Annotated in this window: 24 protein-coding genes and 1 riboswitch; of the genes, 16 read left to right on the top strand and 8 right to left on the bottom strand. The window is 67.3% G+C overall.

Annotated features, from left to right (window positions below; genetic code table 11):
• The first annotated feature begins 5 nt into the window (after nt 1-5).
• The 7 genes from AC1DSA_RS00945 to AC1DSA_RS00915 all read left to right on the top strand — a co-directional run bounded on the left by AC1DSA_RS00945 (nt 6) and on the right by AC1DSA_RS00915 (nt 6,966).
• Nucleotides 6-899, top strand: a complete 894-nt coding sequence (locus tag AC1DSA_RS00945; RefSeq protein WP_477885122.1) for a fumarylacetoacetate hydrolase family protein — start codon at nt 6-8, stop codon at nt 897-899.
• Nucleotides 889-1,845: an NAD(P)-dependent oxidoreductase gene (locus tag AC1DSA_RS00940; RefSeq protein WP_477885120.1), complete on the top strand. Its 957-nt coding sequence runs from the start codon at nt 889-891 to the stop codon at nt 1,843-1,845. Before AC1DSA_RS00945 ends, AC1DSA_RS00940 begins: the two co-directional genes overlap by 11 nt.
• 29 nt (nt 1,846-1,874) lie before the next feature.
• A complete protein-coding gene (locus AC1DSA_RS00935; protein WP_477885118.1) occupies nt 1,875-3,017 on the top strand; it encodes a mandelate racemase/muconate lactonizing enzyme family protein in 1,143 nt (380 codons plus the stop codon).
• Nucleotides 3,018-3,070: 53 nt separating this feature from the next.
• Nucleotides 3,071-4,219, top strand: a complete 1,149-nt coding sequence (locus AC1DSA_RS00930) for a mandelate racemase/muconate lactonizing enzyme family protein (RefSeq protein ID WP_477885116.1) — start codon at nt 3,071-3,073, stop codon at nt 4,217-4,219.
• A gap of 23 nt (nt 4,220-4,242) precedes the next feature.
• The gene (locus AC1DSA_RS00925) at nt 4,243-5,214 is read left to right on the top strand and encodes a tripartite tricarboxylate transporter substrate binding protein (protein ID WP_477885114.1); all 972 of its coding nucleotides are present in this window, start codon (nt 4,243-4,245) and stop codon (nt 5,212-5,214) included.
• On the top strand, nt 5,211-6,320 hold the full coding sequence (locus AC1DSA_RS00920; protein ID WP_477885112.1) for an enolase C-terminal domain-like protein: 1,110 nt from the start codon (nt 5,211-5,213) through the stop codon (nt 6,318-6,320). Before AC1DSA_RS00925 ends, AC1DSA_RS00920 begins: the two co-directional genes overlap by 4 nt.
• A gap of 85 nt (nt 6,321-6,405) precedes the next feature.
• The gene (locus AC1DSA_RS00915; protein WP_477885110.1) at nt 6,406-6,966 is read left to right on the top strand and encodes a DNA-3-methyladenine glycosylase I; all 561 of its coding nucleotides are present in this window, start codon (nt 6,406-6,408) and stop codon (nt 6,964-6,966) included.
• On the opposite strand, the gene AC1DSA_RS00910 is transcribed toward AC1DSA_RS00915, so the two are convergent.
• From AC1DSA_RS00910 to hsdR, 4 genes are all read right to left on the bottom strand, one after another.
• Nucleotides 6,963-8,036, bottom strand: a complete 1,074-nt coding sequence (locus AC1DSA_RS00910) for an ATP-dependent DNA ligase (protein ID WP_477885108.1) — start codon at nt 8,034-8,036, stop codon at nt 6,963-6,965. The two genes, AC1DSA_RS00915 and AC1DSA_RS00910, sit on opposite strands and share 4 nt — an antisense overlap.
• 331 nt (nt 8,037-8,367) lie before the next feature.
• Nucleotides 8,368-10,122, bottom strand: a complete 1,755-nt coding sequence (locus AC1DSA_RS00905) for a restriction endonuclease subunit S (RefSeq protein WP_477885106.1) — start codon at nt 10,120-10,122, stop codon at nt 8,368-8,370.
• Nucleotides 10,119-11,588 (bottom strand): type I restriction-modification system subunit M, encoded by a 1,470-nt coding sequence (locus AC1DSA_RS00900; protein WP_477885104.1) that lies wholly within the window; start codon nt 11,586-11,588, stop codon nt 10,119-10,121. The genes AC1DSA_RS00905 and AC1DSA_RS00900 overlap by 4 nt, the downstream gene beginning before the upstream one ends.
• 18 nt (nt 11,589-11,606) lie before the next feature.
• On the bottom strand, nt 11,607-14,048 hold the full coding sequence (gene hsdR / locus AC1DSA_RS00895) for an EcoAI/FtnUII family type I restriction enzme subunit R (protein WP_477885102.1): 2,442 nt from the start codon (nt 14,046-14,048) through the stop codon (nt 11,607-11,609).
• Between the two features lie 130 nt (nt 14,049-14,178).
• A riboswitch (S-adenosyl-L-homocysteine riboswitch) is annotated at nt 14,179-14,247 on the top strand.
• Between the two features lie 65 nt (nt 14,248-14,312).
• Here hsdR and ahcY point away from each other — a divergent pair.
• The 3 genes from ahcY to metF all read left to right on the top strand — a co-directional run bounded on the left by ahcY (nt 14,313) and on the right by metF (nt 17,423).
• Nucleotides 14,313-15,749: an adenosylhomocysteinase gene (ahcY, locus tag AC1DSA_RS00890; RefSeq protein WP_477885100.1), complete on the top strand. Its 1,437-nt coding sequence runs from the start codon at nt 14,313-14,315 to the stop codon at nt 15,747-15,749.
• Between the two features lie 106 nt (nt 15,750-15,855).
• Nucleotides 15,856-16,599, top strand: a complete 744-nt coding sequence (locus AC1DSA_RS00885) for a TlyA family RNA methyltransferase (protein ID WP_477885098.1) — start codon at nt 15,856-15,858, stop codon at nt 16,597-16,599.
• A complete protein-coding gene (gene metF, locus AC1DSA_RS00880) occupies nt 16,596-17,423 on the top strand; it encodes a methylenetetrahydrofolate reductase [NAD(P)H] (RefSeq protein WP_477885096.1) in 828 nt (275 codons plus the stop codon). Before AC1DSA_RS00885 ends, metF begins: the two co-directional genes overlap by 4 nt.
• A gap of 200 nt (nt 17,424-17,623) precedes the next feature.
• Here metF and AC1DSA_RS00875 read toward each other — a convergent pair whose 3' ends face one another.
• Together AC1DSA_RS00875 and AC1DSA_RS00870 are read right to left on the bottom strand one after the other, a co-directional pair.
• A complete protein-coding gene (locus AC1DSA_RS00875) occupies nt 17,624-18,217 on the bottom strand; it encodes an ATP-dependent Clp protease proteolytic subunit (protein WP_477885944.1) in 594 nt (197 codons plus the stop codon).
• A 59-nt stretch (nt 18,218-18,276) separates the two neighbouring features.
• Nucleotides 18,277-19,161 (bottom strand): fructosamine kinase family protein, encoded by an 885-nt coding sequence (locus AC1DSA_RS00870; RefSeq protein WP_477885094.1) that lies wholly within the window; start codon nt 19,159-19,161, stop codon nt 18,277-18,279.
• A 241-nt stretch (nt 19,162-19,402) separates the two neighbouring features.
• On the opposite strand from AC1DSA_RS00870, the gene AC1DSA_RS00865 reads away from it, so the two are divergent.
• The gene (locus AC1DSA_RS00865; RefSeq protein ID WP_477885092.1) at nt 19,403-19,897 is read left to right on the top strand and encodes a CAP domain-containing protein; all 495 of its coding nucleotides are present in this window, start codon (nt 19,403-19,405) and stop codon (nt 19,895-19,897) included.
• A gap of 163 nt (nt 19,898-20,060) precedes the next feature.
• On the opposite strand, the gene AC1DSA_RS00860 is transcribed toward AC1DSA_RS00865, so the two are convergent.
• A complete protein-coding gene (locus tag AC1DSA_RS00860) occupies nt 20,061-20,972 on the bottom strand; it encodes a 23S rRNA (adenine(2030)-N(6))-methyltransferase RlmJ (protein WP_477885090.1) in 912 nt (303 codons plus the stop codon).
• Between the two features lie 337 nt (nt 20,973-21,309).
• Between AC1DSA_RS00860 and rplM the strand changes: the two genes are divergently transcribed.
• From rplM to erpA, 5 genes are all read left to right on the top strand, one after another.
• Entirely contained in the window at nt 21,310-21,756 is a 447-nt protein-coding gene (gene rplM / locus AC1DSA_RS00855) for a 50S ribosomal protein L13 (RefSeq protein WP_477885088.1), read from the top strand.
• Nucleotides 21,753-22,145, top strand: coding sequence for a 30S ribosomal protein S9 (gene rpsI, locus AC1DSA_RS00850; RefSeq protein ID WP_477885086.1), 393 nt, complete (start codon nt 21,753-21,755; stop codon nt 22,143-22,145). The genes rplM and rpsI overlap by 4 nt, the downstream gene beginning before the upstream one ends.
• Before the next feature lie 213 nt (nt 22,146-22,358).
• Nucleotides 22,359-23,066, top strand: coding sequence for a DUF6776 family protein (locus tag AC1DSA_RS00845; RefSeq protein ID WP_477885942.1), 708 nt, complete (start codon nt 22,359-22,361; stop codon nt 23,064-23,066).
• Between the two features lie 28 nt (nt 23,067-23,094).
• Complete coding sequence (locus AC1DSA_RS00840) at nt 23,095-23,505, top strand: bactofilin family protein (RefSeq protein WP_477885084.1); 411 nt, start codon at nt 23,095-23,097, stop codon at nt 23,503-23,505.
• A gap of 58 nt (nt 23,506-23,563) precedes the next feature.
• Complete coding sequence (gene erpA / locus AC1DSA_RS00835; protein ID WP_477885083.1) at nt 23,564-23,929, top strand: iron-sulfur cluster insertion protein ErpA; 366 nt, start codon at nt 23,564-23,566, stop codon at nt 23,927-23,929.
• On the opposite strand, the gene AC1DSA_RS00830 is transcribed toward erpA, so the two are convergent.
• Nucleotides 23,926-25,032: an anhydro-N-acetylmuramic acid kinase gene (locus AC1DSA_RS00830; RefSeq protein ID WP_477885081.1), complete on the bottom strand. Its 1,107-nt coding sequence runs from the start codon at nt 25,030-25,032 to the stop codon at nt 23,926-23,928. The two genes, erpA and AC1DSA_RS00830, sit on opposite strands and share 4 nt — an antisense overlap.
• Nucleotides 25,033-25,048: the final 16 nt, after the last annotated feature.

Raw genomic sequence — 25,048 nt, 5'->3', positions numbered from 1 at the left:
CGCGCATGCGGTTCGTCACCTTCCGCGCCGGGAATGCGGCGCCTTCGGCCGGCGTCCTGGTGGGAGAGCAGGTCGCCGACCTGTCGCACCCCAGCTGCCGCGCACTGCTCGGCGACACCCCACCTTCCGTGCTGGCGTTGGTGGAGCAGGGCCTGCAGCGCTGGACCGACCGGCTCGCGAACTGGAGCTTCGATGCCGAAGCGCTGCGCCCGCTGTCCTCCGTGCAACTGCTCGCACCGCTTCGCCCCGGCAAGATCGTCGGCGCCGCGTTCAATTTCACCGACGCGCTGGCGGAGCGCAACATGCCACCCCCGGCCGAGCCGGTGGTGTTCGTGCGCTCCGGCTGCACGGTGATCGGCCCGGGCCAGGCGATCCTCGTTCCGCCCGATGTCGGCAACGTCGGCTACGAAGCGGAGCTGGCGGTGGTGATCGGCCGACGTGCCCTGGCCGTCTCGCGCGAGCAGGCCATGCGCCACGTGGCCGGGTACACCGCGCACAACGACGTAAGCGGCAGCCACCTGGTGAAGACGGACGGCGGCAATTTCGTGCGCGGCAAGAACCTGCCCGCCTCGGCACCGCTCGGGCCGTGGCTGGCCACGCCGGACGAAATGCCAGATCCCTACCAGGTGCGCATCCGTCTCGACATCGACGGCCGCCCGCTGCAGGATGGCTCGACCGCCACCATGTTGTTCCGCATCGCCGAACTGATTTCCTACGTCTCGCAGCGCATGCCGCTGGAGCCGGGCGACGTCATCGCCACCGGCACGCCGGCCGGCGTGGCCGCCATGCACCAGCCGCCCGCATGGCTGGTTCCCGGCGCCACCGTCACGGTGAACGTCGAGGGCTTCGGTCCGCTGGTGAACCCGGTGCGGCAAGGAGAGGCATTCCTTGAGCGCTAAACCCCGCGTCCTGCTGACCAGTCCCATGCACCCGGCACTGCAGCCGGTGCTCGCCGAAAGCTGCGAGCTGGTGCTGGCGCCCGACACCGCTGCGGCCACACTGAAGCGGCTGGTCGCCGATGCCGAAGGCCTGGTGGTGCGTGCCCAGCTGCCGCCCGACCTGTTCGACCACGCGCGCAAGCTTCGCGCCGTCGTGCGGCACGGCGTCGGCCTCGACATGATCCCGGTGGAGGCCGCCACGGCGCGCGGCATTCCCGTCGCCAACCTTCCCGGCTCGAACACGCAGACGGTCGTGGAGTACTGCCTGGCCGCGATGCTGCACCTGCGCCGCAATCTCGCCGGGATCGACGCGCGCCTGCGCAGCGAGGGCTGGGCCGTCGCGCGTCCCCTCGCGGATCGCGGTACCGAACTGGGCGGCAGCACGCTGGGCATCGTCGGCGTCGGCGCGATCGGCGGCCGCCTCGCCACGGTCGCGTCCGCGCTGGGCATGCGCGTGCTGGGACTGACGCGACGGTCCGGCAGCCTGCCGGTGGGCGTGCAGGCAGCCGACAAGAACGAACTGTTCGCGCAATCGGATGTCGTGGTGCTGTGCTGCCCGCTCACCGAGCAGACGCGCGGCCTGGTCGACGCGGACACCGTCGCCGGCATGAAGCGCGACGCGATCCTGATCAACGTCGCGCGCGGGCCCGTGATCGACACGGCTGCGGTGCTGCGTGCGCTGCGTGACGGCCGCCTGGGCGGCGCCGCGCTCGACGTGCACGACAGGCAACCGCTCACCGGCAAGGAGCCGCAGTTCGATGCGCCCAACCTCTTGCTGACGCCGCATGTGGCGGGCATCAGCGATACCAGCATGCGCGCCATGAGCCAGGGCACCATCGATACGCTCCTCGCCCTGCTGCGTGGCGAGCGCCCGCCCAACGTGGTCAACCCGGAAGTCTTCCGCTGACCGATTCGATTTCTTCGAGAACCCACACCATGCGCATCGCCGACATCCGCGCCGTTCCCATCTCCTTTCCCGTTCCCGCCGAGAAGTCGGTGCGCCTCGGCATCGGCCGCAGCGTCAAGCGCGATTCCGTGCTGGTGCGCGTCGAGACCGATGACGGCCACGTCGGTTGGGGCGAAGCCCACCACGGCCGCTGCCCGGGCGCGATCGCGAAGCTGGTGGACACCACCCTGCGCGAACTGGTGCTGGGTTTCGACGCGCACGACGTCGCCGGCGTCTGGGCGCGCGTCTACAAGATGCAGCTGGCGAGCCATGGCATGGGCGCGGCGGCCGCGCTGGCGTTGAGCGGGCTCGACATCGCGCTGTGGGACATCAAGTGCCAGGCCACCGGGCTTCCGCTTTACCAACTGCTGGGCGGCGCGGCCAAGCCGATCAAGGCCTATGCCGGCGGCATCGCGCTGGGCTGGCAGGAGCCGGCGCTGCTTGCGGAGGAAGCGCTGCGCCACATTGCCGACGGCTACCGCGCGCTGAAGCTGCGCATGGGCGACACACCCCAGCGCGACATCGCCCGGCTGCGTGCGGTGCGCAAGGCCGTGGGTGAGGACATCGACATCCTCACCGACGCCAACACAGCCTACACGCTGGACGACGTGCGCCGCGTGATGCCGGCCTACGAGGAGTGCAACGTCGGCTGGCTGGAGGAACCGTTTCCGCCGCAGGACCGGCGTGCCTACGCGGTGGCGGCCACGCTCGGCCGCGTGCCACTGGCCGCCGGCGAGAACCACTACACGCGCTACGAATTCGCCACGCTGCTGGAAGACGGCCACGTGCAGTTCGTGCAGCCCGACCTGTCGAAGACCGGTGGGGTCACGGAGTCCATGCGCATCGCGGCGATGGCCAGCGCGCAGAAGCTCACGGTGAACCCGCACACCTCCGCCACGGCGATCAACATGGCGACGACGATCCAGTTCCTCTGCGCGGTCGACAACCCCGGCTATTTCGAGGGCGACGTGACCTCGCTGAATCCGTTCCGCGATGCGCTGGCCGACAGGGCGCCCTACCGGCTCGACGACCAGGGCTGCGTCCGTCCGCACGAGGGGGTGGGCATCGGCCTGAAGATCGACACGCATTTCATTGCGGAACACCCCCTCATCGAAGGCCCCTGTTACGTCTGAGGACGGGCCCGCTAGACTGCTGGGAGCTGGCCACTCCGCCAAGGAAACCCACCATGAAGATCACCGCCATCCAGGCGATTCCCCTGTCCTTCAAGCTGCCGGAAGGCAAGACGGTCACCATGGGCGTGGGTAGCACCACCAAGCGCGACGCGATCGTCGTGCGCGTGCAGACCGACGAAGGCATCACCGGCTACGGCGAGGCGCACCCCGGCCGCAGCCCGGGGGCCATCACCAGCCTGATCCACAGCACCATCGCGCCCATGCTGGTCGGCATGGAGGCGACCGACGTCGTCGGCGCCTGGCAGCGGGTGCATCGCATGCAGCTGTCCAGCCACGGCTTGGGTGCAGGCGCATCGCTCGCGCTGTCGGGCATCGACATGGCGCTGTGGGACATCCGCGGCAAGGCCGCGAAGATGCCGCTGTACGCATTGCTGGGCGGTACGCGCCGCCGGCTGCCGGCCTATGCGGGCGGCATCGCGCTGGGTTTCCAGCCCAAGGAATCGCTGGCCGACGAGGCGCAGTCGTACGTGGAGCAGGGCTACAAGGCGCTCAAGCTGCGCCTGGGCGACAACGCGCGTGACGACATCGAACGCTCGCTGCACGTGCGCAAGGCGCTGGGCGACCGCGTGGACCTGCTGAGCGATGCCAACACCAACTACACGATGGCGGATGCGCGCCGCGTGCTGCCGGTGCTGGCCGACATCCGCGCCGGCTGGCTGGAGGAGCCATTCGCCTGCAACGACTTCGCCTCCTACCGGGAAGCCGCGAAGATCACGCCGCTGGTGCCGCTGGCCGCGGGCGAGAACCACTACACCCGCTTCGAGTTCGCGCAGCTGCTGGAGGCCGGTGCGGTGCAGGTGTGGCAGCCGGACCTGTCCAAGTGCGGCGGCATCACGGAGGGCGTGCGCATCGCCGCGATCGCCTCGGCCTGGCGCATCCCGATCAACCCGCACAGTTCGGCCACCGGCATCAACCACGCGGCCACCCTGCACTTCATGGCCGCCACCGAGAACGCCGGCTACTTCGAGGCCTGCGTGTCGAAGTTCAATCCCTTCCGCGACATGTTCGGCAGCACCTTCGCCATCGGCGCGGACGGCTGCGTCGAGCCGCCGCAAGGGTACGGCCTGGGGGTCGAGGTGGACGAATCGCTGTTCGGGAAGTACCCCTCGATCGACGGCCCCGGCTACGTCGTGAAGTTCTGATTCCAACAAGCACAGGAGACACCATGCGCAATCTCTTAGTCCGGCTGCTCGCCGGCCTGGCCCTCGGCGTCGCGGCTCTGGGTGCGGCCGCACAGAACTTTCCGGACCACACCGTCCGCTTCGTCGTGCCCTATCCGCCCGGGGGCTTCAACGACACGCTGGCGCGCGTGTCGGCCGACAAGCTGGGCAAGATGTGGAACCAGAGCGTGGTGGTGGAGAACAAGCCGGGCGGCAACACGACGGTGGGCAACGTGACCGTGGCCAAGGGCCCGGCCGACGGCTACAGCATCCTGATCACGCCGCTGCCGTTCTCCGCGCTGCCGGGCCTGTACCGCTCCAACCTGCCGTACGACGCGTTGAAGGACTTCCAGCCCGTGGTGTGGGCGGGCAGCACGATGAACGCGCTGGTGGTGCGCAACGAACTGCCGGTGAACAACGTGCAGGAATTCATCGAGTACGCGCGCAAGAACCCGGGCAAGCTCAACTACGGATCGACTGGCTCCGGCTCGTCCAACCACCTGTCGATGGAGCTGTTCATGAAGATGACCGGCGTGAAGCTGGCCCACATCCCGTACAAGGGCAGCGCGCCGGCGGTCACGGCCATGCTGGGCGGGGAGATCGATGCCTTGTTCGACAACGTGCCCAACGTGCTGCAGCAGATCAAGGCCGGCAAGATGAAGGCCATCGGCGTGAGCGGCCTGCAGCGTGCCGTGCTGCTGCCGGAGGTGCCGACCATCGCCGAGTCGGGCGTGCCCGGCTACGAGGTGAACGTCTGGTTCGGCATGCAGGTGCCCGCCGCCACGCCGAGGCCGATCGTCGACAAGCTCAATCGCGACATCGTCACGCTGCTGAAGGAACCCGACGTGGTCAAACGCTTCCGCGACCAGGGGGTGGAGGTGGTCGCGAGCACGCCGGAGCAATTCAGCAAGCTGGTGCAAAGCGAAGTGGTCAAGTGGACCCAGCTGATCCAGGACGCCAACATCCGCATCGAATGAAGATCACCGACGTCACGCTGACGCTGTTCGCCTGGGACGGCATCCCGGCCACCAGCTACGGCGCCCACACGGGCAAGTTCTCCGGGGACAGCAAGCTGGGCCTGCTGGCGATCCGCACCGACCAGGGCGTGACCGGCCACGCCTTCCTGGGCTCCGCCTTCTTCCCCGCCGACTCGGACGGCGGCACGCTGATCCGCGTGCTCAAGCCGCTCCTGGTGGGACAGGACCCGCTGGACCGGGAGCGCCTGTACCAGGCGATGTGGAAGCGGGTGCGGACCACCACGGTGCGCAGCATCGGCGCGGTGGACGTCGCGCTGTGGGACATCGCGGGCCAGGCCGCGGGCCTGCCGATCCACCAGCTGCTGGGCACCTTCCGCCACCAGGTGCCGGCGTACATCAGCTCCGCGGTGCTCGCGAGCCCGCAGGCGTATGCCGAAGAGGCGCTGCAGTACCAGGCGCAGAACCTGGTGGCCTACAAGATCCACCCGCCGCAATCCTGGCGCGAAGACATCCGCGTCTGCGAGGCCGTGCGCAAGGCCGTGGGCGACGACTACCTGCTGATGCTGGATGCGGCCTGGAGCTACGACTACCCGGCGGCGCTGCGCGTGGGGCAGGCGATCCAGGAACTGGGCTACTACTGGTACGAGGATCCGCTGTCGGACAACGACCTGTACAACTACCTGGAGCTGCGCAAGCACCTGCACATCCCGATCATGGCCACCGAGTACCCGGCGGGCGGGCTCGACTCCTTCACGCCCTGGGTGAAGGAGCGCGCCACCGACTACCTGCGCGGCGACGTGGCGGTGAAGGGCGGCATCACCGGCCTGATGAAGATCGCGCACCTGGCCGAAGCCTTCCACCTCAACTTCGAGGTGCACCACGGCGGCAATTCGCTGAACAACGTGGCCAACCTGCACGTGATCATGGCGATCCGCAACACCGAGTTCTTCGAGGTGCTGCTGCCCGCGCAATCGCAGAAGTACGGACTCGCGCAGGACATCGTGATCGATGCCGCCGGCATGGTGCACGCGCCGACGGGGCCGGGGCTCGGCGCGCAGATCGACTTCGAGCTGGTCGAGCGGAAGAAGGTGGCGGTGCTCGCCTAGTGCGAGGCGGCACGTGCGCGAACCCGCTGCTGCGCCTTGATGGATCGCTGGGGTTCCTGCGTCACCACCAGCCTACGATAGCCCCATGAGCCACCACGAACTGCACCGCTGCGGCTGGGCCGGCGACGATCCCTTGATGCAGCAGTACCACGACGAGGAATGGGGCGTGCCGCAGCGCGATGCGCGCATGCTGTGGGAGATGCTGGTGCTGGAGGGGTTCCAGGCGGGGCTGTCCTGGCGCACGGTACTGCACAAGCGCGAGGCGTTCCGCAAGGCCTTCGCCGGCTTCGATCCGGCCCGTGTCGCACGGTTCGGCCCGCGCGAGGTGGAGCGCCTGCTGGCCGATCCCGGCATCATCCGTTCGCGCGCCAAGATCGAGGCGACCATCGCGGCCGCGAAGATTTACGGCGACATGGCCGCGCGGGGGGAGGACTTCGCCGCGTTCTGCTGGTCCTTCACCGGTGGCAAGACCTTGCGCGGCGACGGCCGCACGGTGCCGGCGAGCACGGCGAAGTCGGAGGAGATTTCCCGCGAACTCAAGCGCCGGGGCTTCAAGTTCGTCGGCCCGGTGATCGTCTATGCCTGGATGCAGGCCGTGGGCATCGTGAACGACCACGCGACGGATTGTTTCCGGCGCCAAGCCTAGGCGCCGAACACCTTCGCCAGCTCGAACGGCGTCGTCACCTCCAGCTGGTCGTAGCGGCACTCCTGCGCCGGCTTGTCCGGCCGCCAGCGCAGGAACACCGCGGCGTGCCGGAAGCGATCGCCCTGCAGGTGGTCGTACTTGACCTCGCACACGCGCTCGGGCCGCAGCGGCTCCCAGCTCAGGTCCTTGCCGCCGCTCCAGCGACTTTGCGCGCCCGGCATGCGCTGGGCATCGCCCACGGCAGCCCCCGCCCACTCGCGCCAGGGATGCTGCTCGACCCCGGTGCGCAGCGGCGCGAGTTCCTTCGCGAGCTCTTCGCGCACGGCCATCGTGAACGCGGACGTGACGCCCACGTGGTGCAGCACGCCGGCGTCGTCGTACAGGCCCAGCAGGAGCGAACCGACCGCGTCGTCGCGCTCCTTGTACCAACGGAAGCCCGCGACCACGCAGTCGGCGCTGCGCACGTGCTTGATCTTGAGCATCGCGCGCTTGCCCGGCTGGTAGGTGGCGGATTCCAGCTTGGCGATCACGCCGTCCAGGCCGGCGCCCTCGAATTTCGCGAGCCACTCCTGTGCTTGCGCGCGGTCGCGCGTGACGGGGGTCAGGTACAGCGGCGCTTTGACCTTGCCCAGCAGGCGCTCCAGGCGCAGGCGGCGCTCCGACTGCGCAAGCTCCATGGTGGACTTGCCGCCGGCCGCGAGCAGGTCGAAGGCGACGAAGCCGGCAGGCGTCTCCTTGGCCAGCCGGGCGACGCGGGAAGGCGCGGGGTGGATGCGCTGCTGCAGGGCGTCGAAGTCCAGGCCCCTGGCACCGGCGACCACGATCTCGCCGTCCAGCACGCAGCCCTTGGGCAGGGCCTCGTGCAGTGCCTTTTCCAGCTCGGGGAAGTAGCGGTTGAGCGGCCGCAGGTCGCGGCTCTGCAGGTAGGTCTGCTCGGCGCCGCGGAACACCAGGGCGCGAAAGCCGTCCCACTTGGGTTCGAACAGGAAGCCGGGTCCGTCCGGCAGGGCCTCGGCGATCTTGGCGAGCATCGGCTCGATGGGCGGGACGGGAAGTGCGGTGGAGGCCATGCCCGTTTGTACCCTTTCGCGTCGGTGGCCATGGGCACGATCGGCCGGAGCCCCGCCGGACGGCAGCGACGAGCAGTGGCCTGAAACACTGCGGCACGAACGGCCTGGTGGCGATCACCCACAACAGCCGATCCGCTGCGTACCGAACTAGCTGGCCGCCTTGGTCCGCTTCACGGTGCAGCTGCTCGTGGTGGTCGGCAAGGTGCCGACAGCGGTAGTGGCGCACAACTTCGTGCACACGCTGCATCGGATCAAAGGCGTGCTGGGTCAGCAGCGGGCGCCACTGCGGCAGGGCGCGTGGAGATTTGGTTTCCGACGCAGTAGCGATCGATCAGGTTCGAGGTTGGACGGCCTCTTGTGCGAGGGCCTGAGCAATCCGTGATTGCACTGCTCGGACGGCGGTGAGCTTTTCCCGGAGGTCTGTGCAGAGGCGGCGGAGTTGGTCGACGCGGGCGACGATGCGCGATTGTTCAGCAACGGGAGGTAGCGGCACAACGTACCTATCAAGTTCCTTCCCAACAAAGTGCTTGATGGTCGCTCCTGTGAAGAACTGGGACAGCCATCCCGATCTGGCATCCGCCTCCAGACACAGAGCTAGGAATCGAGACGATATACCTCCCTCCGGCCTAACCCGATGCAGAGCCTTCTGAAAGTACATTTCCCGGCTCTGGTCAACCCAGACGGCGCATCGTCCAGGCTCTCCGCCTTCACACACAAGCAGGTCTTCGGGCTGGACTCTGTACTCCCTAAGCTCCTGATCTTCCAGTCTTATCAGTTTGATATCGTCAATATCGAACCGTCCCCACTGAACGTTAGTGTTGCGGAGATACGGATACGCCTGTCCTCGGTTCTTTGCTTTGTCGAGCATCTTGCCAAGTCGACTTTGAGAGATCTCGCCTATGCGCGCCCACTCCCAACCCGCGGGAAGTTCATACGATGCCCCCCCATCCTCAGCATTGGTCCGCGGCTTGGCCTGGCCTGCCACGGCAGGCCGTTTCTCACTCTTCCGATTATTCTGGATGCGCTGGAGGCAAACAGCCGCGGGCTCGTCGGTCGGGTTTTGGGCCGCAAGTAGCCCGCGCATCGCCAATAGCAGAACAGCCTGTTCCAGCGCGTCCACCGCCTCACGCCGATCGAGCAGCAGGTCGAAGTGGGCGGCAACGCGTTGCCAGCTCGCGGCCAGTTCTTCCGGCGAGCGGCTTTCGGTCAGCGTGCCCAGCAGGGTGGCAAGCAGGCGGGCGTGCTGCTCCGCTTCGAGCCGGCCCTTGGATTCGAGCGCATCGCACAGACGCATCAGTTCATCGACGCGGGCGACGATGCGGGCTTGCTCGGCCAGGGGTGGAAGAGGAAACGGACGGCTCTCGAAGTAGCTGCGAGGCAACCGCTTCTGACCGGCCGAGCCGGTCATTAGCGCCTCACCTTCTACCAAGAAGGCGGGACTTTTCAGGAACACCAGAACGTACTTGGAAACTACACCGCCGAGAGGCCGTACGACGTGCAGCTCGGTCGTTCCCGCTCCGATGCCGTTGCTCAGGTTCGCGAAAACCGTTGACTTGCCGTTCTCGAAGCACGGCGTAATCTTTGCAACGCCTACATCTCCTTCGGCGAATTGCACGAAACCTGACTTGATATCGCGCCACAGCCGAGGCTCAACAGCGTGAGATTCCATGTAGCCCACAGGAATCGAGCTCATTTGCACGAAGGACGCCGTCGCATCATCCGGCGCTTCTGTCCTCGGATTGATCAGCCCGATCGACGCTAGTGAAGTCCAACGCCAGCCTGCGGGAAGCTCGTAAGGACCCTCCTGTTCTTCGACGGGTACGGAGGTCATGTTCCGTCGACGTGCTCCGTTGCTGGCCAGCCGTTCCTTCTCGCCTCGAATTCTCTCTAGCAGTAGATCGGCAGACTCATTGCTGATTACCTGCGGAACGAGCTTGCCGCTGATCGCCAGCGCCAGAATCAACTCACGCAGCTTCGAAACGCCATGCCGCGCCGTCGCCAGCAACTCAAACTGCTGAACGACCGTTGGCTGCAGGCCATCGAGATAGCGCGTGCCTGCCTCGCGCACCTTCAGCACTGCACTCACCCCTGTGTTCCCAGCGACTCGGCCAGCACTGCCTTCAGCTGCTCGCGCAGCCCCCGCGCCTCGGCTTGCAGCTTCGTGTACTCGCGCAGCAATTCATCCGGATCGTGGCTCTCGGTCTCCGCCGCGTGCGGGTTCTTCTGATCCAAGTTCCAGTTCGCCGCCCGTAGGGCGTCGATATCGACCTTCCAAGCCCGCTCGTTCTCCACCCGCGCCGCAAAACTGTCCGCCTCGCTGCCCCACCAAGCCTTCTCAGCCTCGAACTCTTCGATCCGGATCGGCTTGGTCTTGTTGTAGCTCTTGGCACCCTGCGGGTACGGGTGCTCGTAGTACCAAACCTCGCGGGTCGGCCGTCCCTTGGTGAAGAACAGCAGGTTGGTCTTGATGCCGGTGTAGGGCGCGAACACGCCGTTTGGCAGCCGCACGATGGTGTGCAGGTCGCACTCCTCCAGCAGTTGCTGCTTGATGCGCGTCTTCACGCCTTCGCCGAACAGCGTTCCATCGGGCAGCACCAAGGCGGCGCGGCCGCCCGGCTTGAGGATGTGCTTGATCAGCACCAGGAACAAGTCGGCCGTCTCCTTGGTGCGCACGTCAGCGGGAAAGCCCGACTCAATCCCGGGCTCCTCGATGCCGCCGAACGGAGGGTTGGTGAGCACCACGTCCACCCGATCCGCGTTCGTGTAGTCGCGCAGCGGCCGCGCCAGAGTGTTGTCGTGCCGCACGTTGGACGGAACTTCGATGCCGTGCAGCATCAGGTTGGTGACGCACAGCAGGTGCGGCAGCTGCTTCTTCTCGACGCCCGCGACACTGCGTTGCAGCAGGGTCTCCTGATCGTGGTTCTTTACCTGGCTGCGCAGGTGCTCGATCGCGCAGACCAGGAAGCCGCCGGTTCCGGTGGCGGGGTCCAGCACGCGTTCCCCCAGGCGAGGGTTCACCTGGTCCACCATGAACTGGGTGACGGCGCGAGGCGTGTAGAACTCGCCGGCGTTCCCAGCGCTTTGAAGATCACGCAGGATCTTTTCGTAGAGGTCGTTGAACTGATGCCGCTCGCTCTGGCGGTTGAAGTCGATGCCGGCCAGCTTGTTGATCACCTGCCGCAGCAGCTGGCCGCTCTTCATGAAGTTGTTGGCATCCTCGAACACGCCGCGAACCACCCAGCCACGCGGGTTGCGAACCGGGTCGGCGGGCAGGCTCTTGAGCTTCGGGAAGAGTGTCCCGTTGACGAAGTCCAGCAGGGTGTCGCCGGTGATGCCTTCCGGGTTGGCCGCCCAGTTGCGCCAACGCAGGTGCTCGGGAATCGGGCTCTTGTAGTCGTCGCGCGTGACTTCGAGCTCTTCTTCCAGGGCGTCGAAGACCTTCAGGAACAACAGCCAGACCATCTGCTCGATGCGCTGGGCGTCGCCGTTGATGCCGGCGTCCTGGCGCATGACGTCCTGGATGGACTTGATGACGGGGGTGAGATTCGACATGGCTTCTTCGGTGATGCGTCAGCCAGGACCCGGCGAGTAGAGCTCGCGTTCCAGGGTGGCCAGGGCTTGCAGGTATTGCGGGCGGCCGCCGAAACTGCGAATCAGTTCGACCGGGCTGCCCAGCGTGGAGAGGGGCTGCACGCGCAGCACCTCGTTGCTTTCGATGGTGGCAATGCCTTCGTCTGCATACTTGTCCAGCAGTGCTTCCAGTACCTTGCGGGCCTCGGGTCCGTAGGTGTCGAAGACATTGCGTTGGCGCACCCTTCGCGCTCGCTCGCGCCGGGTGAGTGGCGGCTTGTCGTAAGCCACGTGCAGCAGCAGGTCGAAGGGATCCAGGTCCTTGCCCACTTCTTCGGCGAGCGCATCGAGGAAGACGCCCTGGCGTTCCAGTTCCTCGATCAGCACGGCCTTGCGCTCGGCGGCGTTCCAGGCCTGCAGGAACTGGTCGAGGGAGGCGTAGGCCTTCTTCAGGTGGATGCGCGTGTAGTCGCGCAGGCTTTCGGTGACCAGCTTGCCTTCGGCATTCAGGTACTGCACACGCTCGCGTGCGACGGTGACTGTGACCATGCCGCCGACGATGTAACGCTTCGGTGCTTGATCGTCGAAGCCAGGCGGGCCGGCGTGCGGACCCGGTAGCGGAGGAGGTTGCTGCTCCCCCGGCTTGCCCTCGTTCTGCGGTTCCTCAGGCGGATTCACCGGCTGGTCCGGAGCTGGCTCGTAGATCTGCACGGGATCGCCATCGAAAGCGGGGTCGGCGAACAACTCGGTGGCCCGCTTGAAGTCCATGATGGTGAACCAGCTCTTGCCCAGGTCCTCGCGCAGGCGCGTACCGCGGCCGATGATCTGCTTGAAGAGCGTCATCGATCGGATGTTCTGGTCCAGCACGATCAGCTTGCAGGTCTGGGCGTCCACGCCGGTGCTCATGAGCTTGGAGGTCGTGGCAATCACCGGAAAGGTCTTCTCCGGGTCGATGAAGTTGTCGAGCGCGCGCTTGCCTTCCTGGTTGTCGCCCGTGATTTGCACCACGTACTGTGGCTGGGTCTGGCAGATGTCGGCGTTGGCGTTGCTGAGGGCCTGCCGCATGCGCGCGGCGTGGTCGATGTCCTCGCAGAAGACGATGGTCTTGTCGTAGCGGTTGGTCGCCTTTAGGTACTCCGTGATCTTGGCGGCCACCAGTTCGTCGCGCCGTTCCAGAACCAGCTTGCGGTTCATGTCGACGCCGGTGTAGACGCGGTCCTCGATCACATTGCCCAGCTTGTCCGTCATCCCCTCCGTGGGGCGCCAGCCGAATGCGTCCTTGTCCAGGTCGATGCGGATGACCTTGTACGGAGCGAGATAGCCGTCCTCGATCCCCTGGCGCAGGCTGTATGTGTAGACGGGCTTTCCGAAGTAGTCGATGTTGGAGACGTCGGCGGATTCCTTGGGGGTGGCAGTCAGGCCGATCTGGCTGGCTGCGCCGAAGTAAGTCAGGATCTCGCGCCACGCCGAATTCTCATCGGCGCTGCCGCGGTGGCACTCGTCCACCACCACCAGGTCGAAGAAATCTGGCGAGAACTGCTTGTAGATGTTGCGCTCTTCGTCCGTGCCGGAAACCGCCTGGTAGAGAGACAGGTAGATCTCATAGGCCTTGTTGACTTGCCTGGACTTGCTGACGGCCAGGGGAACGTCTTCAATTGTGCTGCGACCCTGCGCGTCGATGACTTCCACTCCCTTGGCGTGCGGGCTCAGTTTGGCCATGGCCCCCTTGAAGGGACGGAAGTCGTTGACCATGGTCTGGTCGATCAGGATGTTGCGATCGGCCAGGAACAGGATGCGTTTCTTCGCGCCGCTCTTCCACAGGCGCCAGATGATCTGGAACGCCGTGTAGGTCTTGCCTGTGCCGGTCGCCATGACCAGCAACGCTCGGTTGCGTCCGGCTGCGATGGCTTCCACGGTGCGGTTGATGGCATTGAGCTGGTAGTAGCGCGGCGTCTTGCTCGGTGCGTAGTCCCACTCGGTGACCTGGCGGACCTCGGGCGACCAGCCCTTCCAGGCGCAGTACCGCGCCCACAGCTCCGTGGGGGACGGAAATTCCTCCAGCGTCAGGTTGCGTTCCAGGACGCCGTCGGCCAGCGTGGCGTCGCGAAAGACGAAGCCGTCGCCGTTGCTCGTGAAGCTGAATGGCACGTCGAGCAGCGTCGCGTACTGGACCGCCTGGGCCATGCCGGCGCCTACCGCGTGGTTGTTGTCCTTGGCTTCGAGCACGGCCAGGGGAATGTTGGACTTGAAGAAGAGGGCATAGTCGGCACGCAGCACGGTCGATGCGTCGCGCCGGGCCTGGCGGCCCCGCACGACGACCCGGCCTGCCCGCAACGGGTATTCGCGATAGATCTGCACCATGCCGTCCCAGCCGGCCGCCTCCATGGCCGGCCGGATGAACTTGTCGCAGATGTCGCTTTCCGAGAGGCCTTTTTTATTCATGCCGTCCCCTGGCGGTGGTTGGTCGCCACTCCTCCGAGCGGCTTGCTCGGCAGGCACGGATGGTGCCATCAAAAGCCGGGCTCGCCGAAGCCTGTCATTCCAATTTTCGGGCCGCCGCTATAATTCGGCCCTATCCGAGGAGCGTTGCAGCGCCGCACAGGCGTGAGGCTCGGAACCTACGCAACGACGCTCACCCACTGTCCGGTGTGGTGAGCCCGCTTCACCGGCAGTGGTTGATCCGAAACTTCTGCTTCTGGAGCCACCATGAACGCCGTTCTCAAGCCCGTCCCCACCAAGGACTGCGCCATCGCCGACCTGTCGCTCGCCGACTGGGGCCGCAAGGAAATCCGCATCGCCGAAACCGAGATGCCCGGCCTGATGGCCATTCGCTCGGAATTCGCCAAGGCCCAGCCGCTCAAGGGCGCCCGCATCACGGGCAGCCTGCACATGACGATCCAGACCGCCGTGCTGATCGAGACGCTGCAGGCGCTGGGCGCCACCGTGCGCTGGGCCTCCTGCAACATCTTCTCCACCCAGGACCACGCCGCCGCCGCGATCGCCGCGGGCGGCACGCCGGTGTTCGCCGTCAAGGGCGAGACGCTGGAAGACTACTGGGACTACACGCACCGCATCTTCGACTTCGCGCCCAAGGGCAGCGAGGGCGAAGGCCCCAACATGATCCTGGACGACGGCGGTGACGCCACGCTGCTGATGCACCTGGGCCAGCGCTGCGAGAAGGACCTGTCGCTGATCGACACGCACTCCTCCGAGGAAGAGCGCATCCTGCACGCCGCCATCCGCAAGAAGCTGGCGGAAGACCCGACCTGGTACAGCCGCAAGGCCGCCCAGATCATCGGCGTGACCGAGGAGACCACCACCGGCGTGCACCGCCTGCAGGACATGGCCAACAAGGGGCTGCTGAAGTTCCGCGCCATCAACGTCAACGACTCGGTGACCAAGAGCAAGTTCGACAACCTGTACGGCTGCCGCGAGTCGCTGGTCGACGGCATCAAGCGCGCCACCGACGTGATGGTCGCCGGCAAGGTCGCCCTGGTCGCCGGCTACGGCGACGTGGGCAAGGGCTCCGCCCAGGCGCTGCGCGCGCTGTCGGCGCAGGTGTGGGTGACCGAGATCGACCCGATCAACGCCCTGCAGGCCGCCATGGAAGGCTACCGCGTCGTGACGATGGACTACGCCGCCGACAAGGCCGACATCTTCGTGACCGCCACCGGCAACCGCGACGTCATCACCTACGCCCACATGGCGAAGATGAAGGACCAGGCGATCGTCTGCAACATCGGCCACTTCGACAACGAGATCGACGTCGCCACCATCGAGCAGAAGTGCCAGTGGGAAGAGATCAAGCCGCAGGTCGACCACGTGATCTTCGCGGACGGCAAGCGCATCATCCTGCTGGCCAAGGGACGCCTGGTGAACCTGGGCTGCGGCACCGGCCACCCCAGCTACGTGATGTCCTCCTCGTTCGCCAACCAGACGCTGGCGCAGATCGAGCTGTTCACCAAGCCCAAGGCCTACGAGGTCGGCCAGGTGTACGTGCTGCCCAAGCACCTGGACGAGAAGGTCGCGCGCCTGCAGCTGTCCAAGCTGGGAGCGCAGCTCACCGAGCTGACCGACGCGCAAGCCGGCTACATCGGCGTGGACAAGAACGGGCCGTACAAGCCCGATACGTACCGGTATTGATGTCTTCCTCCCTCTCCCCTCCGGGGAGAGGGCTGGGGTGAGGGGCGCTACGGCCGTCGTGCCCCCACCCCGGCCCTCCCCCGGAGGGGGAGGGAGAAGAAACACCATGCGCGCCGACCAGCTCCTCGTCGAACGCGGACTCGCCGCCTCGCGCTCGCAGGCGCAGCGGCTGATTGCATCCGGCGTGCAGTGGTTCGACGGCGCCACCTGGAAGCGCGTGGCCAAGAACGGCGACGAGCTGCCGGAAGCGGCGCAGCTCGAACTGCTGGACACGGCCGAATCGCGCTATGTCTCGCGCGGCGGGCTCAAGCTGGAAGGCGCGCTGCGCGCGACCGCACTGGACGTGACCGGCTGGAACTGCCTCGACGTGGGCCAGTCCACCGGCGGCTTCACCGACTGCCTGCTTCAGCACGGAGCGGCGCGGGTGACCGGCGTGGACGTCGGCCATGGCCAGCTGCATCCGCGGCTGCGCAGCGACCCGCGCGTGACGGCGATCGAGAAACTCAACGCGCGCGAGCTCACGCGCGCCCAGGTCGGCGGCGACTTCGACCTGGTCACGGGCGACCTGTCCTTCATCTCGCTCACGCTGGTGCTACCTGCGCTGGCGCCGCTGCTCAAGGCGGGCGGCCACCTGCTGATGCTCGCCAAGCCGCAGTTCGAGCTGCAGCCGGGGCAGGTCGGCAAGGGCGGCGTCGTGCGCGACCCCGCGCTGTACCTGCTGGTGGAGCAGCGGCTGCGCGAGTGCTGTGCGTCCCTGGGACTGGCCGTCACCGGCTGGTTCGACAGCCCGATCGCGGGCGGCGACGGCAACCGCGAATTCTTCCTCCACGCACAACACCGAGGCCATTGATGCTTCCCATCAGCCTGGAATTCTTCCCGCCCAAGACGGCGGAAGGCAGCGAAAAGCTGCGCGCCGCGCGCCAGCAGCTCTATGCACTGAAGCCCGAGTTCTGCTCGGTCACCTACGGGGCCGGCGGCTCCACCCACACGGGCACCTTCACGACCGTGGGCGAGATCCTCGCCGAAGGCGTGGAGGCGGCCTGCCATTTCTCCTGCATCGGCGCGACCCGCGCGCGCGTGCGCGACCAGCTCGCGCAGTTGCGCACCATGGGCGTCAAGCGCCTGGTGGCGCTGCGCGGCGACCTGCCCAGCGGCTACGGCATGGGCGGCGAGTTCCAGTACGCGAGCGAGCTGGTGGAGTTCATCCGCGCGGAGACGGGCGATGCCTTCCACATCGAGGTGGCCTGCTATCCCGAGGTGCACCCGCAGGCGAAATCGCCGCAGTCCGACCTGGACGCCTTCGTGCACAAGGTGCGCGCGGGCGCGAACTCGGCGATCACGCAATATTTCTACAACGCCGACTCGTACTTTCGATTCGTGGACGAGGCACGCAAGCTGGGCGTGACCGTGCCCGTGGTGCCCGGCGTCATGCCGATCACCAACTCGAGCCAGCTGCTGCGTTTTTCGGATGCGTCCGGCGCCGAAGTGCCGCGCTGGATCCGCCTGCGCCTGCAAAGCTTCGGCGACGACACGAAGTCCATCAAGGCGTTCGGGCAAGACGTGGTGGCCGACCTGTGCCGGCGCCTGGTGCAGGGCGGGGCGCCCGGCATCCACTTCTACACGATGAACCAGGCCCCGGCGACGCTGGCGCTGTGCGAGGCGCTGCGCGCTTGAGCCCGGGACGCTGGGGTTCGGCTTCGCGCTCACCCCAGCCTACGGGTGCTGCGCCGCTCACCGGCCAGCCTGCTCGCCGTCCGTGGACCGCGTGCAACAGCGTGGAGCGCGGTCCCGCTTGTGAGGAGGATCCGGCTTTGCCGGGCCTTCTCACACTGATCGGGCACTCAAAAAAGTCGCTTGCGACTTTTTTGAGTGAATCACCTCTTGAGGTCGGTCTTGTGGTTGATGATGCGGCCGACCAGGCCGTATTCGATCGCTTCCTCGGCCGACAGCCAGCGGTCGCGCTCGATGTCTTCCAGCACGCCGTCCAGGGGCCGGCCGGTCTCGCGCGAAATCGTGCGGGCGATGCGTTCGCGCGCCTTGATGATCTCCTGCGCGTGAATCGCGATGTCGCTGGCGGGGCCGCCGGCGCCACCGGACGGCTGGTGGATCAGGAAGCGCGTGTTGGGCGTGCAGAAGCGGCGCTCCTTGGGCACCGACAGGTACAGGTGCGTGGCGGCGCTGCCCACCCATCCGGTGCCGATCATGTTCACCGGCGCGGTGATGAACCGGATGATGTCGTGGATGGCGTCGCCCGATTCGAGGTGGCCGCCGGGCGAGCTCACCAGCATGTCGATGGGCGCCGCGGAGTCCGCGTCCAGGGCCACCAGGCGCCGCGCGATGTCGCTGGCGGACTGGTCTGTGATCGCGCCGAACAGCAGCACCGTTCGGGACTTGAAGGCCTTCTCTTCCAGGAAGGCGTTGCGGGGTTCGGCCGTTGCGGCCGGGGTTTCGGGATCGGGGTGCTCCATGCTGGCTCCTTGCATGGGAGGATCATGCCCCAAACCGGAGGGCCTCCTCCGCGCCGGGGTCAGCCCAGTGCGCGCGCGACCCGCAGCGCCTGCTGCGCGTAGCTGCCGCCGAACAGCACCACGTGGTTGAGCAGGTGGTAGAGCTGGTACAGCTGCATGCGCTGCGGCGACGGCCAGCTGCCGCCCTCGTGCACATAGGCTTGCTGGAAGCCGCGCGGCGGACTGCCGAACAATTCCATCATCGCGATCTCGGCTTGCGGGTCGGAGCAGGACACCGCAGGATCGAAGATCACCGGGCTGCCGTCCTCCAGCATGTCCCAGTTGCCCTGCCACAGGTCGCCGTGGATCAGCGCCGGCTGCGGCACGTAGCCGTCGGCGAACACGCCGGGCAGCGCCTCGACCACGGCATCGACCGCCTCGCGCAGTTCCGTGGCCGACGCCGGCAGCCGCTCGCGCATGGCGCACAGGCGCGCCCGCTCGAAGAACATGAGCCATCCCATCTGGCAGGCCGGCTGCAGTGGCGTGTTGCGCTGGGGCGTGGCGCCGATGAAGTTGTCGCTGCGCCAGCCGAAGCTCTCGGGTTCCATCGGGCAGCGCTGCATGTGCAGGCGGGCGAGCGCGCGTCCGAACCGTGCGCCGAACTTCGCATCAGGGCAGGCGAAGTCCAGCCACTCCAGCGCCAGCGAGGCGCCGCCGCCGGGCAGGTCCTCGAGCGCGTGCACCGCGGGCACGCGGATGGTCCCGGTGGCGGCGAGCGCGCGCAGGCCATCCGCTTCGGCGCGCAGCATGCCGGCGCCGGCGCGGTCGGTGCTCTTCACGAACAGCTTGAGCCGCCCTTGGCTGGCCTGCCAGGTATCGCAGAAGGTGCTGTGGCCCAGGGCGCGCAGCTCCCAGCTGCGACCGAACGCCGTCGCCAGCTCGGATGGGGATTCCAGGAGTTCCATCACGCTCGATTGTGTGGCGCGCGCGCCGCGCGGGGCCTGTATCCACTGCGCAGCTTTGTGACAGCTTGCGATGCGCCAGCCCGGCGGCTGGGGAAGGGCGTCGTCGCTGCGTTTCCGGCGGACACAACCCGGCCGTGAAGCATGGCAGGCTGGTGGCCATGAACCGAGACGTATCCACCTGTGTGGGACTGGCCCTCCCACTGCGCGCTTGCGGCCACCTGGCGCAGGAAGCGGGGAGCTGGTGAAGCGCGCGCTGCTCCTGCTCCTGGGCCTGTCCGCGACCGTCGCCGTCATCGCCGGCCAGCCCACCCAGTGCAGCGTGCCGGTGGACGAGGCTTTGCGCCGAATCAACGCGGCGCGCGCCGCCGGGCAGCGCTGCGGCTGGCGCAGCATGCCGCCGGCGCCGCCGCTGCGCTGGAACGGCGCGCTACAGGCCGCCGCGGCGAGCCATTCGCGCGACATGGCGCGGCGCAACTACTTCGACCACCGCAGCCCGGAAGGACGCACGGTGAGCGAGCGCGCGGCCGCCAGCCGCTACAAGTCCCGGATGGTGGGCGAGAACCTCGCCGGCGGCGACCGCAACGTGGCGGGCGCGGTGCAGGGCTGGGTCGACAGTCCTTCGCACTGCCAGAACATGATGAACCCGCAGTTCAACGAAGTCGCCGTCGCCTGCGTGGGCCGGCCGGGCAGCCAGTGGGGCACCTACTGGACGATGGTCCTGGGCCGCGGCAAGTAGCGCCACTGTTCGCGTGCGCCGCGATGGTGCGGGCGCGCGCCGGCGGCAGGGCACGGCCTTTGCACCTGGTTGCCCGTGCATGTGCACGTGGCTAAACCAAGGACAACACCTTCAAGGTGGGCTTCGAGTACCAGTACTGGCGCGGAGGCGGCACGGCCGGCGTTCAGCCGCCGGACTCGACCGCCTGCGCCTGGCCGCGTCCGCGCCCCAGCACCTCGAGCACGGCGGGCAGGGCCTCCTGCAGCGCCGCCTTCAGCGTGTGCGGCGGATTCACCAGGAACACCCCGCTGGCCGTGAGGCCCGGTCGGGGCGCGGGCTCGCCCGGCGTGTGCGTCTTGGCGCGCGCCGGCGACTGGCCGATGTTCAGCGTGGCATGCAGCCAGGGCTTGCCGGCCTGGTTGGCCAGCGTCTTCAGGCGCCGCGGCAGTTCGTGCGCCTCCGGCCGCGGGATCACCGGGTACCAGACCATGTAGGTGCCGGTGGAGAATTTCCGCAGCGACTCCTGGATCGTGGAGGCGACGCGCCCGTAGTCGGTCTTGATCTCGTAGCTCGGGTCGATCAGCACCAGCCCGCGGCGCGACGGCGGTGGCAGCAAGGCGCGCAGGCCTTCGAAGCCGTCCTCGCGCTTGATCGCCACCTGGCGCTGGTCCTCCAGCTGCTCGACGTGGCCGGCCAGCGACTTGCTGTCGGTGGGATGGATCTCGAACAGCCACAGCTTGTCGCGCGGCTCCTGCCGCAGCAGCGCCTGGGTGACGAAGGGCGAGCCGGGGTAGATCCGGCTCTTGCCCTTGCCGGAGGGGTTGAAGCTGGCCACCAGGTCCAGGTAGTCCGCGACCAGGGGCGGCGGTTCGGCGGCCAGGGGGCTCGCCCGCAGTTTCAGGATGCCGTCCTGGGCCTCGCCGGAGGTGTCGGCGAAGTCGCTGTCCAGGCGGTACAGCCCGGCGCCGGCGTGGGTGTCCACCACCGTCACGGCCGTCGGCTTGGCCGTGAGGTGCTTGACGACCGCGATCAGCACCATGTGCTTGAGGACGTCGGCGTGGCTGCCGGCATGGAAGCCGTGGCGGTAGCTGAACATAGGGGCGGGATGGTAGCCGGTCGCTGGGGTTCGCCTTCGGCTCACCACCAGCCTACAGGACGAGACGGGCTCCGGGGGAATTTCGCAGGCCCGGAGGGAGGGGCCAGGCTGGCGTGATCGTCGTGCGCTGGCGGTGATCGCAGGCTGGCGGTGAGCGCAGCGAACCCCAGCAAAGCTTTCCGCCTATAATGCCGGGTTCCGCAGCGCTTTTGTGGCCCCGCGACGGAAACCAGGGAACGGCTCTCCGCAAGGGGTCCGTGCCCGAACATCCCACCTAAGAGATCCCCGCCAGAGGGAAACCGACCGTGGAAAAGGGCCCGCCAAACCAGGAAATCTCATGTCCACCACTGTCAGCGCCAAGCCCGCTGACGTGAAGCACGAGTGGTTTGTGATTGACGCCACCGACAAGGTGCTCGGACGGGTAGCCAGCGAAGCTGCCCTCCGTCTGCGCGGCAAGCACAAGGCCATTTACACGCCTCACGTCGACACCGGCGACTTCATCGTCGTCATCAACGCATCCAAGCTGCGTGTCACCGGCAACAAGGAAACCGACAAGGTCTACTACCGGCACACCGGCTACCCTGGCGGCATCCGCCAGCAGACCTTCAAGGAAATGCAGGCCAAGCACCCCGGCCGCGCACTCGAGAAGGCCGTCAAGGGCATGCTGCCCAAGGGCCCTCTGGGCTACGCCATGATCAAGAAGCTGAAGGTCTACGGTGGCGCCGAGCACCCGCATACCGCCCAGCAACCGAAGCCGCTGGAAATCCCTGGAGCGTCCAAATGATTGGTGAGTGGAACAACGGCACCGGCCGGCGCAAGAGCAGCGTCGCCCGCGTGTTCCTGAAAAAGGGCTCCGGCAAGATCACGGTCAACGGCAAGGACATCCAGGAGTTCTTCGGCCGCGAAACCTCGATCATGATCGCCAAGCAGCCGCTGATGCTGACCGGCAACGCGGAAGCGTTCGACATCCAGTGCAACGTGCACGGTGGCGGCGAATCCGGCCAGGCCGGCGCAGTGCGCCACGGCATCACGCGTGCGCTGATCGACTACGACGCGTCGCTCAAGCCCCAGCTGTCCGCAGCCGGCTTCGTGACCCGCGACGCCCGCGAAGTGGAACGCAAGAAGGTCGGCCTGCACTCCGCTCGCCGCCGCAAGCAGTTCTCCAAGCGCTGAGCCCGGTTGCCCCCAGGTCGCTCCGGCGATCCGCGGGTCTCCTGCTGCATCCGAAAGCCCGGCTTGCCGGGCTTTTTTCATGGGCGCGGCCCGCATGTGCAGGCCGGCCCGGACTCGGGCGCCGGCCGACGCGTCCTGCGCCCCCGTCCGACACAAAGCCGCACAAGTCGGCACTTGTCGCGGCATTCTTCTTTGGGCAGCATCCTCATCCATATGCGTTTCAAGTTGTTGAGGAGACGGCTGACGATCAGCGCGCCGAGGATGAAGGTCCGCAGCGCCATGCCCTGGCCTTTCCAGTGGGCGGCCGCGGCCGTGGTGCTCGGCTTCTGCGCCTCGATCAGCCTCTGGGCTTTCGAAAAGGGCAAGGAAATCGCCGGCGTCGACACGAGTTCCCGCGAAGAGCTGGTCCGCCTGCGCGACGATGTGGCGAAATTGCGCGCCGAGCGCGACCGGGTCCAGTCGATCCTGAACACCTCGGGCAGCGCGATCACGGTCGAGCGGGCCGCCCAGGAGCGGATGGCGGCGCAGGTCCGCACGCTGGAAGCCGAGAACCGCTCGCTGCGCGAGGACCTTGGGTTCTTCGAAAAGCTCACGCCCTCCAGCGGGACGGGCGCCGTGGCGATTCGCGGCCTGCAGGCCGAAGTCGTGGCGGGCAGCCAGCTGAAGTGGCAGGTGCTGGTGATCCAGCCCGTCAAGAACGCCCCGGAATTCAAGGGCCGCCTGGAACTGAGCCTGTCCGGCACGCAGGACGGCAAGCCCTGGACGATGCCGCTGCCGGGCGGCGGCCAGCCCCTGCAGTTCCGGCAGTACCGCCGGGTGGAGGGCATGGTGGACTTGCCGCCACAGGTCGTTGTAAAGAACGTATCCGCACGGGTGGTCGAAGGTTCGACCAGCCGCGCGGTGCAGAATGTTTCCCTGTAAGTCAAATCCTTGTCGTTGAGGAGCATCCATGTTTGGCAAGAAAGCCCAGCCGCCCATCAAGAGCCTGATCGCCCAGGGCACGCGCATCGAAGGCAACGTGAAGTTCACCGAAGGCCTGCGGGTCGACGGCGAGGTCTTCGGTGACATCCAGGCCACGGCCGAGGAAGCCGGCAGCCTGCTGGTCATTTCCGAAGCATCCGTGGTCCAGGGCGGGATCCAGGCCGACCACGTGATCATCAACGGCACGGTCCGTGGCCCGGTCCACGCCCGCGAACTGCTTGAATTGCAGCCCAAGGCCAAGATCGAGGGCGACGTGTCCTATGTCTCCCTTGAGATGCACCAGGGCGCCACCATCTCCGGTCAGTTGCGGCCGCTGGTCACGGGTGCCGCCGGCGAGGAGGAAAAGCCCTTACTCAAGCTGGCGACAAAGAACTCCTGATGGACGGGGTCGTCGCAGGCCGCGTACCATCACCGGCAGCATTGACGAAAGAGGTCCCATGAGCGCAGTCGCCGAAAACGTTTCCGCCGAGATGCCTGCACCGCTGCTGTTCACCGACAGCGCGGCGGCCAAGGTCGCCGACCTCATCGCGGAAGAGGGCAACCCGGATCTCAAGCTGCGCGTCTTCGTCCAGGGCGGCGGCTGCTCGGGCTTCCAGTACGGTTTCACGTTCGACGAGATCGCGAACGATGACGACACCGTGATGACGAAGAACGGTGTTTCCCTGCTGATCGACTCCATGAGCTACCAGTACCTGGTCGGCGCCGAGATCGACTACAAGGAAGACCTGCAGGGCGCCCAGTTCGTCATCAAGAACCCGAACGCGACCACGACCTGCGGCTGCGGCTCCAGCTTCAGCGCCTAAGCGGGATAGATCCCACCCAACACGCGGGCGCCTCTGGCGCCCGTGGTGCTTTCCAGCGCCAGTTTTTCGCCGCGCACCGCCTTCATCGCCAGCCAGGCGAAGGCAGCGCCTTCCACCTGCTGGGGCGGCAGGCCCGCCTCGGCCGTGGAGGCCACGCGCGCCGCAGGCAGCAGGGACTGCAGCCGGCCCATGAGGTGACCGTTAAGGGCCCCGCCGCCGCACACCAGCAGCCGCTGCAGCCCGGGTGTGTGGCGCTCGACGTCGCCAGCGCAGGCGCAGGCCGTGAGTTCGGTCAGCGTGGCCTGGACGTCCTGCGGGGCGGCGTGCCCCAGCCGGGCGAGGTGGCCGTCCAGCCAGGGCCGGTTGAACAGGTCGCGCCCGGTGCTCTTGGGCGGCGGTTGCTGGAAATAGGGCTCCGCCAGCAAGGAGGACAGCAACTGCGGTACGACGCGCCCGCCGGCGGCCCATCGGCCGTCGTCGTCATAGGGCCGGCCGGTGTGCTGCAGGCACCAGGCGTCCATCAGGGCGTTGCCCGGACCGCAATCGAATCCGGCCATGGAGCCGTCGGCACGCAGCAGGGTGAGATTCGAGATGCCGCCGATGTTCAGCACGCCGACGGTTTCGCCGGGTCGCGCGAACAGCGCTTGGTGGAAGAAGGGCGCGAGGGGCGCCCCCTGGCCACCCGCAGCCACGTCCCGGCTGCGGAAGTCGGCCACCACCCGGATGCCCGTGAGCTCGGCGAGCAGGGCCGGTTGGGCGAGCTGGATCGTGTAGCCGGTGCCGTCGAACTGCTGCGGCCGGTGCCGCACGGTCTGCCCGTGGGCGCCGATGGCGCAGATGCGGTCGGCGCCCAGGCCCGAGGCCGCCAGCAGTTGCCGCACCACGTCCGCGTACACCCGCATCAGCGCATTGCCGGCCAGCCAGGCGTGGTGCAGCTCGTTGGGACCGGCGCTGTTCAGCGCCATCAGTTCGGCACGCAAGGGTTCCGGGAGGGGCGCGTCGGCGTGGGCCAGCACGTGCAAGCCGCCGCCGGAGAAATCGGCCAGGACGCCGTCCACCCCGTCCATCGAGGTGCCGGACATCAGGCCGATGAAATGCTCCATGGGGCGCATCCTAGCG

Source organism: Ramlibacter sp. P4_H7 (assembly GCF_056400765.1).
This window is presented reverse-complemented; position numbering and strand designations above follow the sequence as displayed.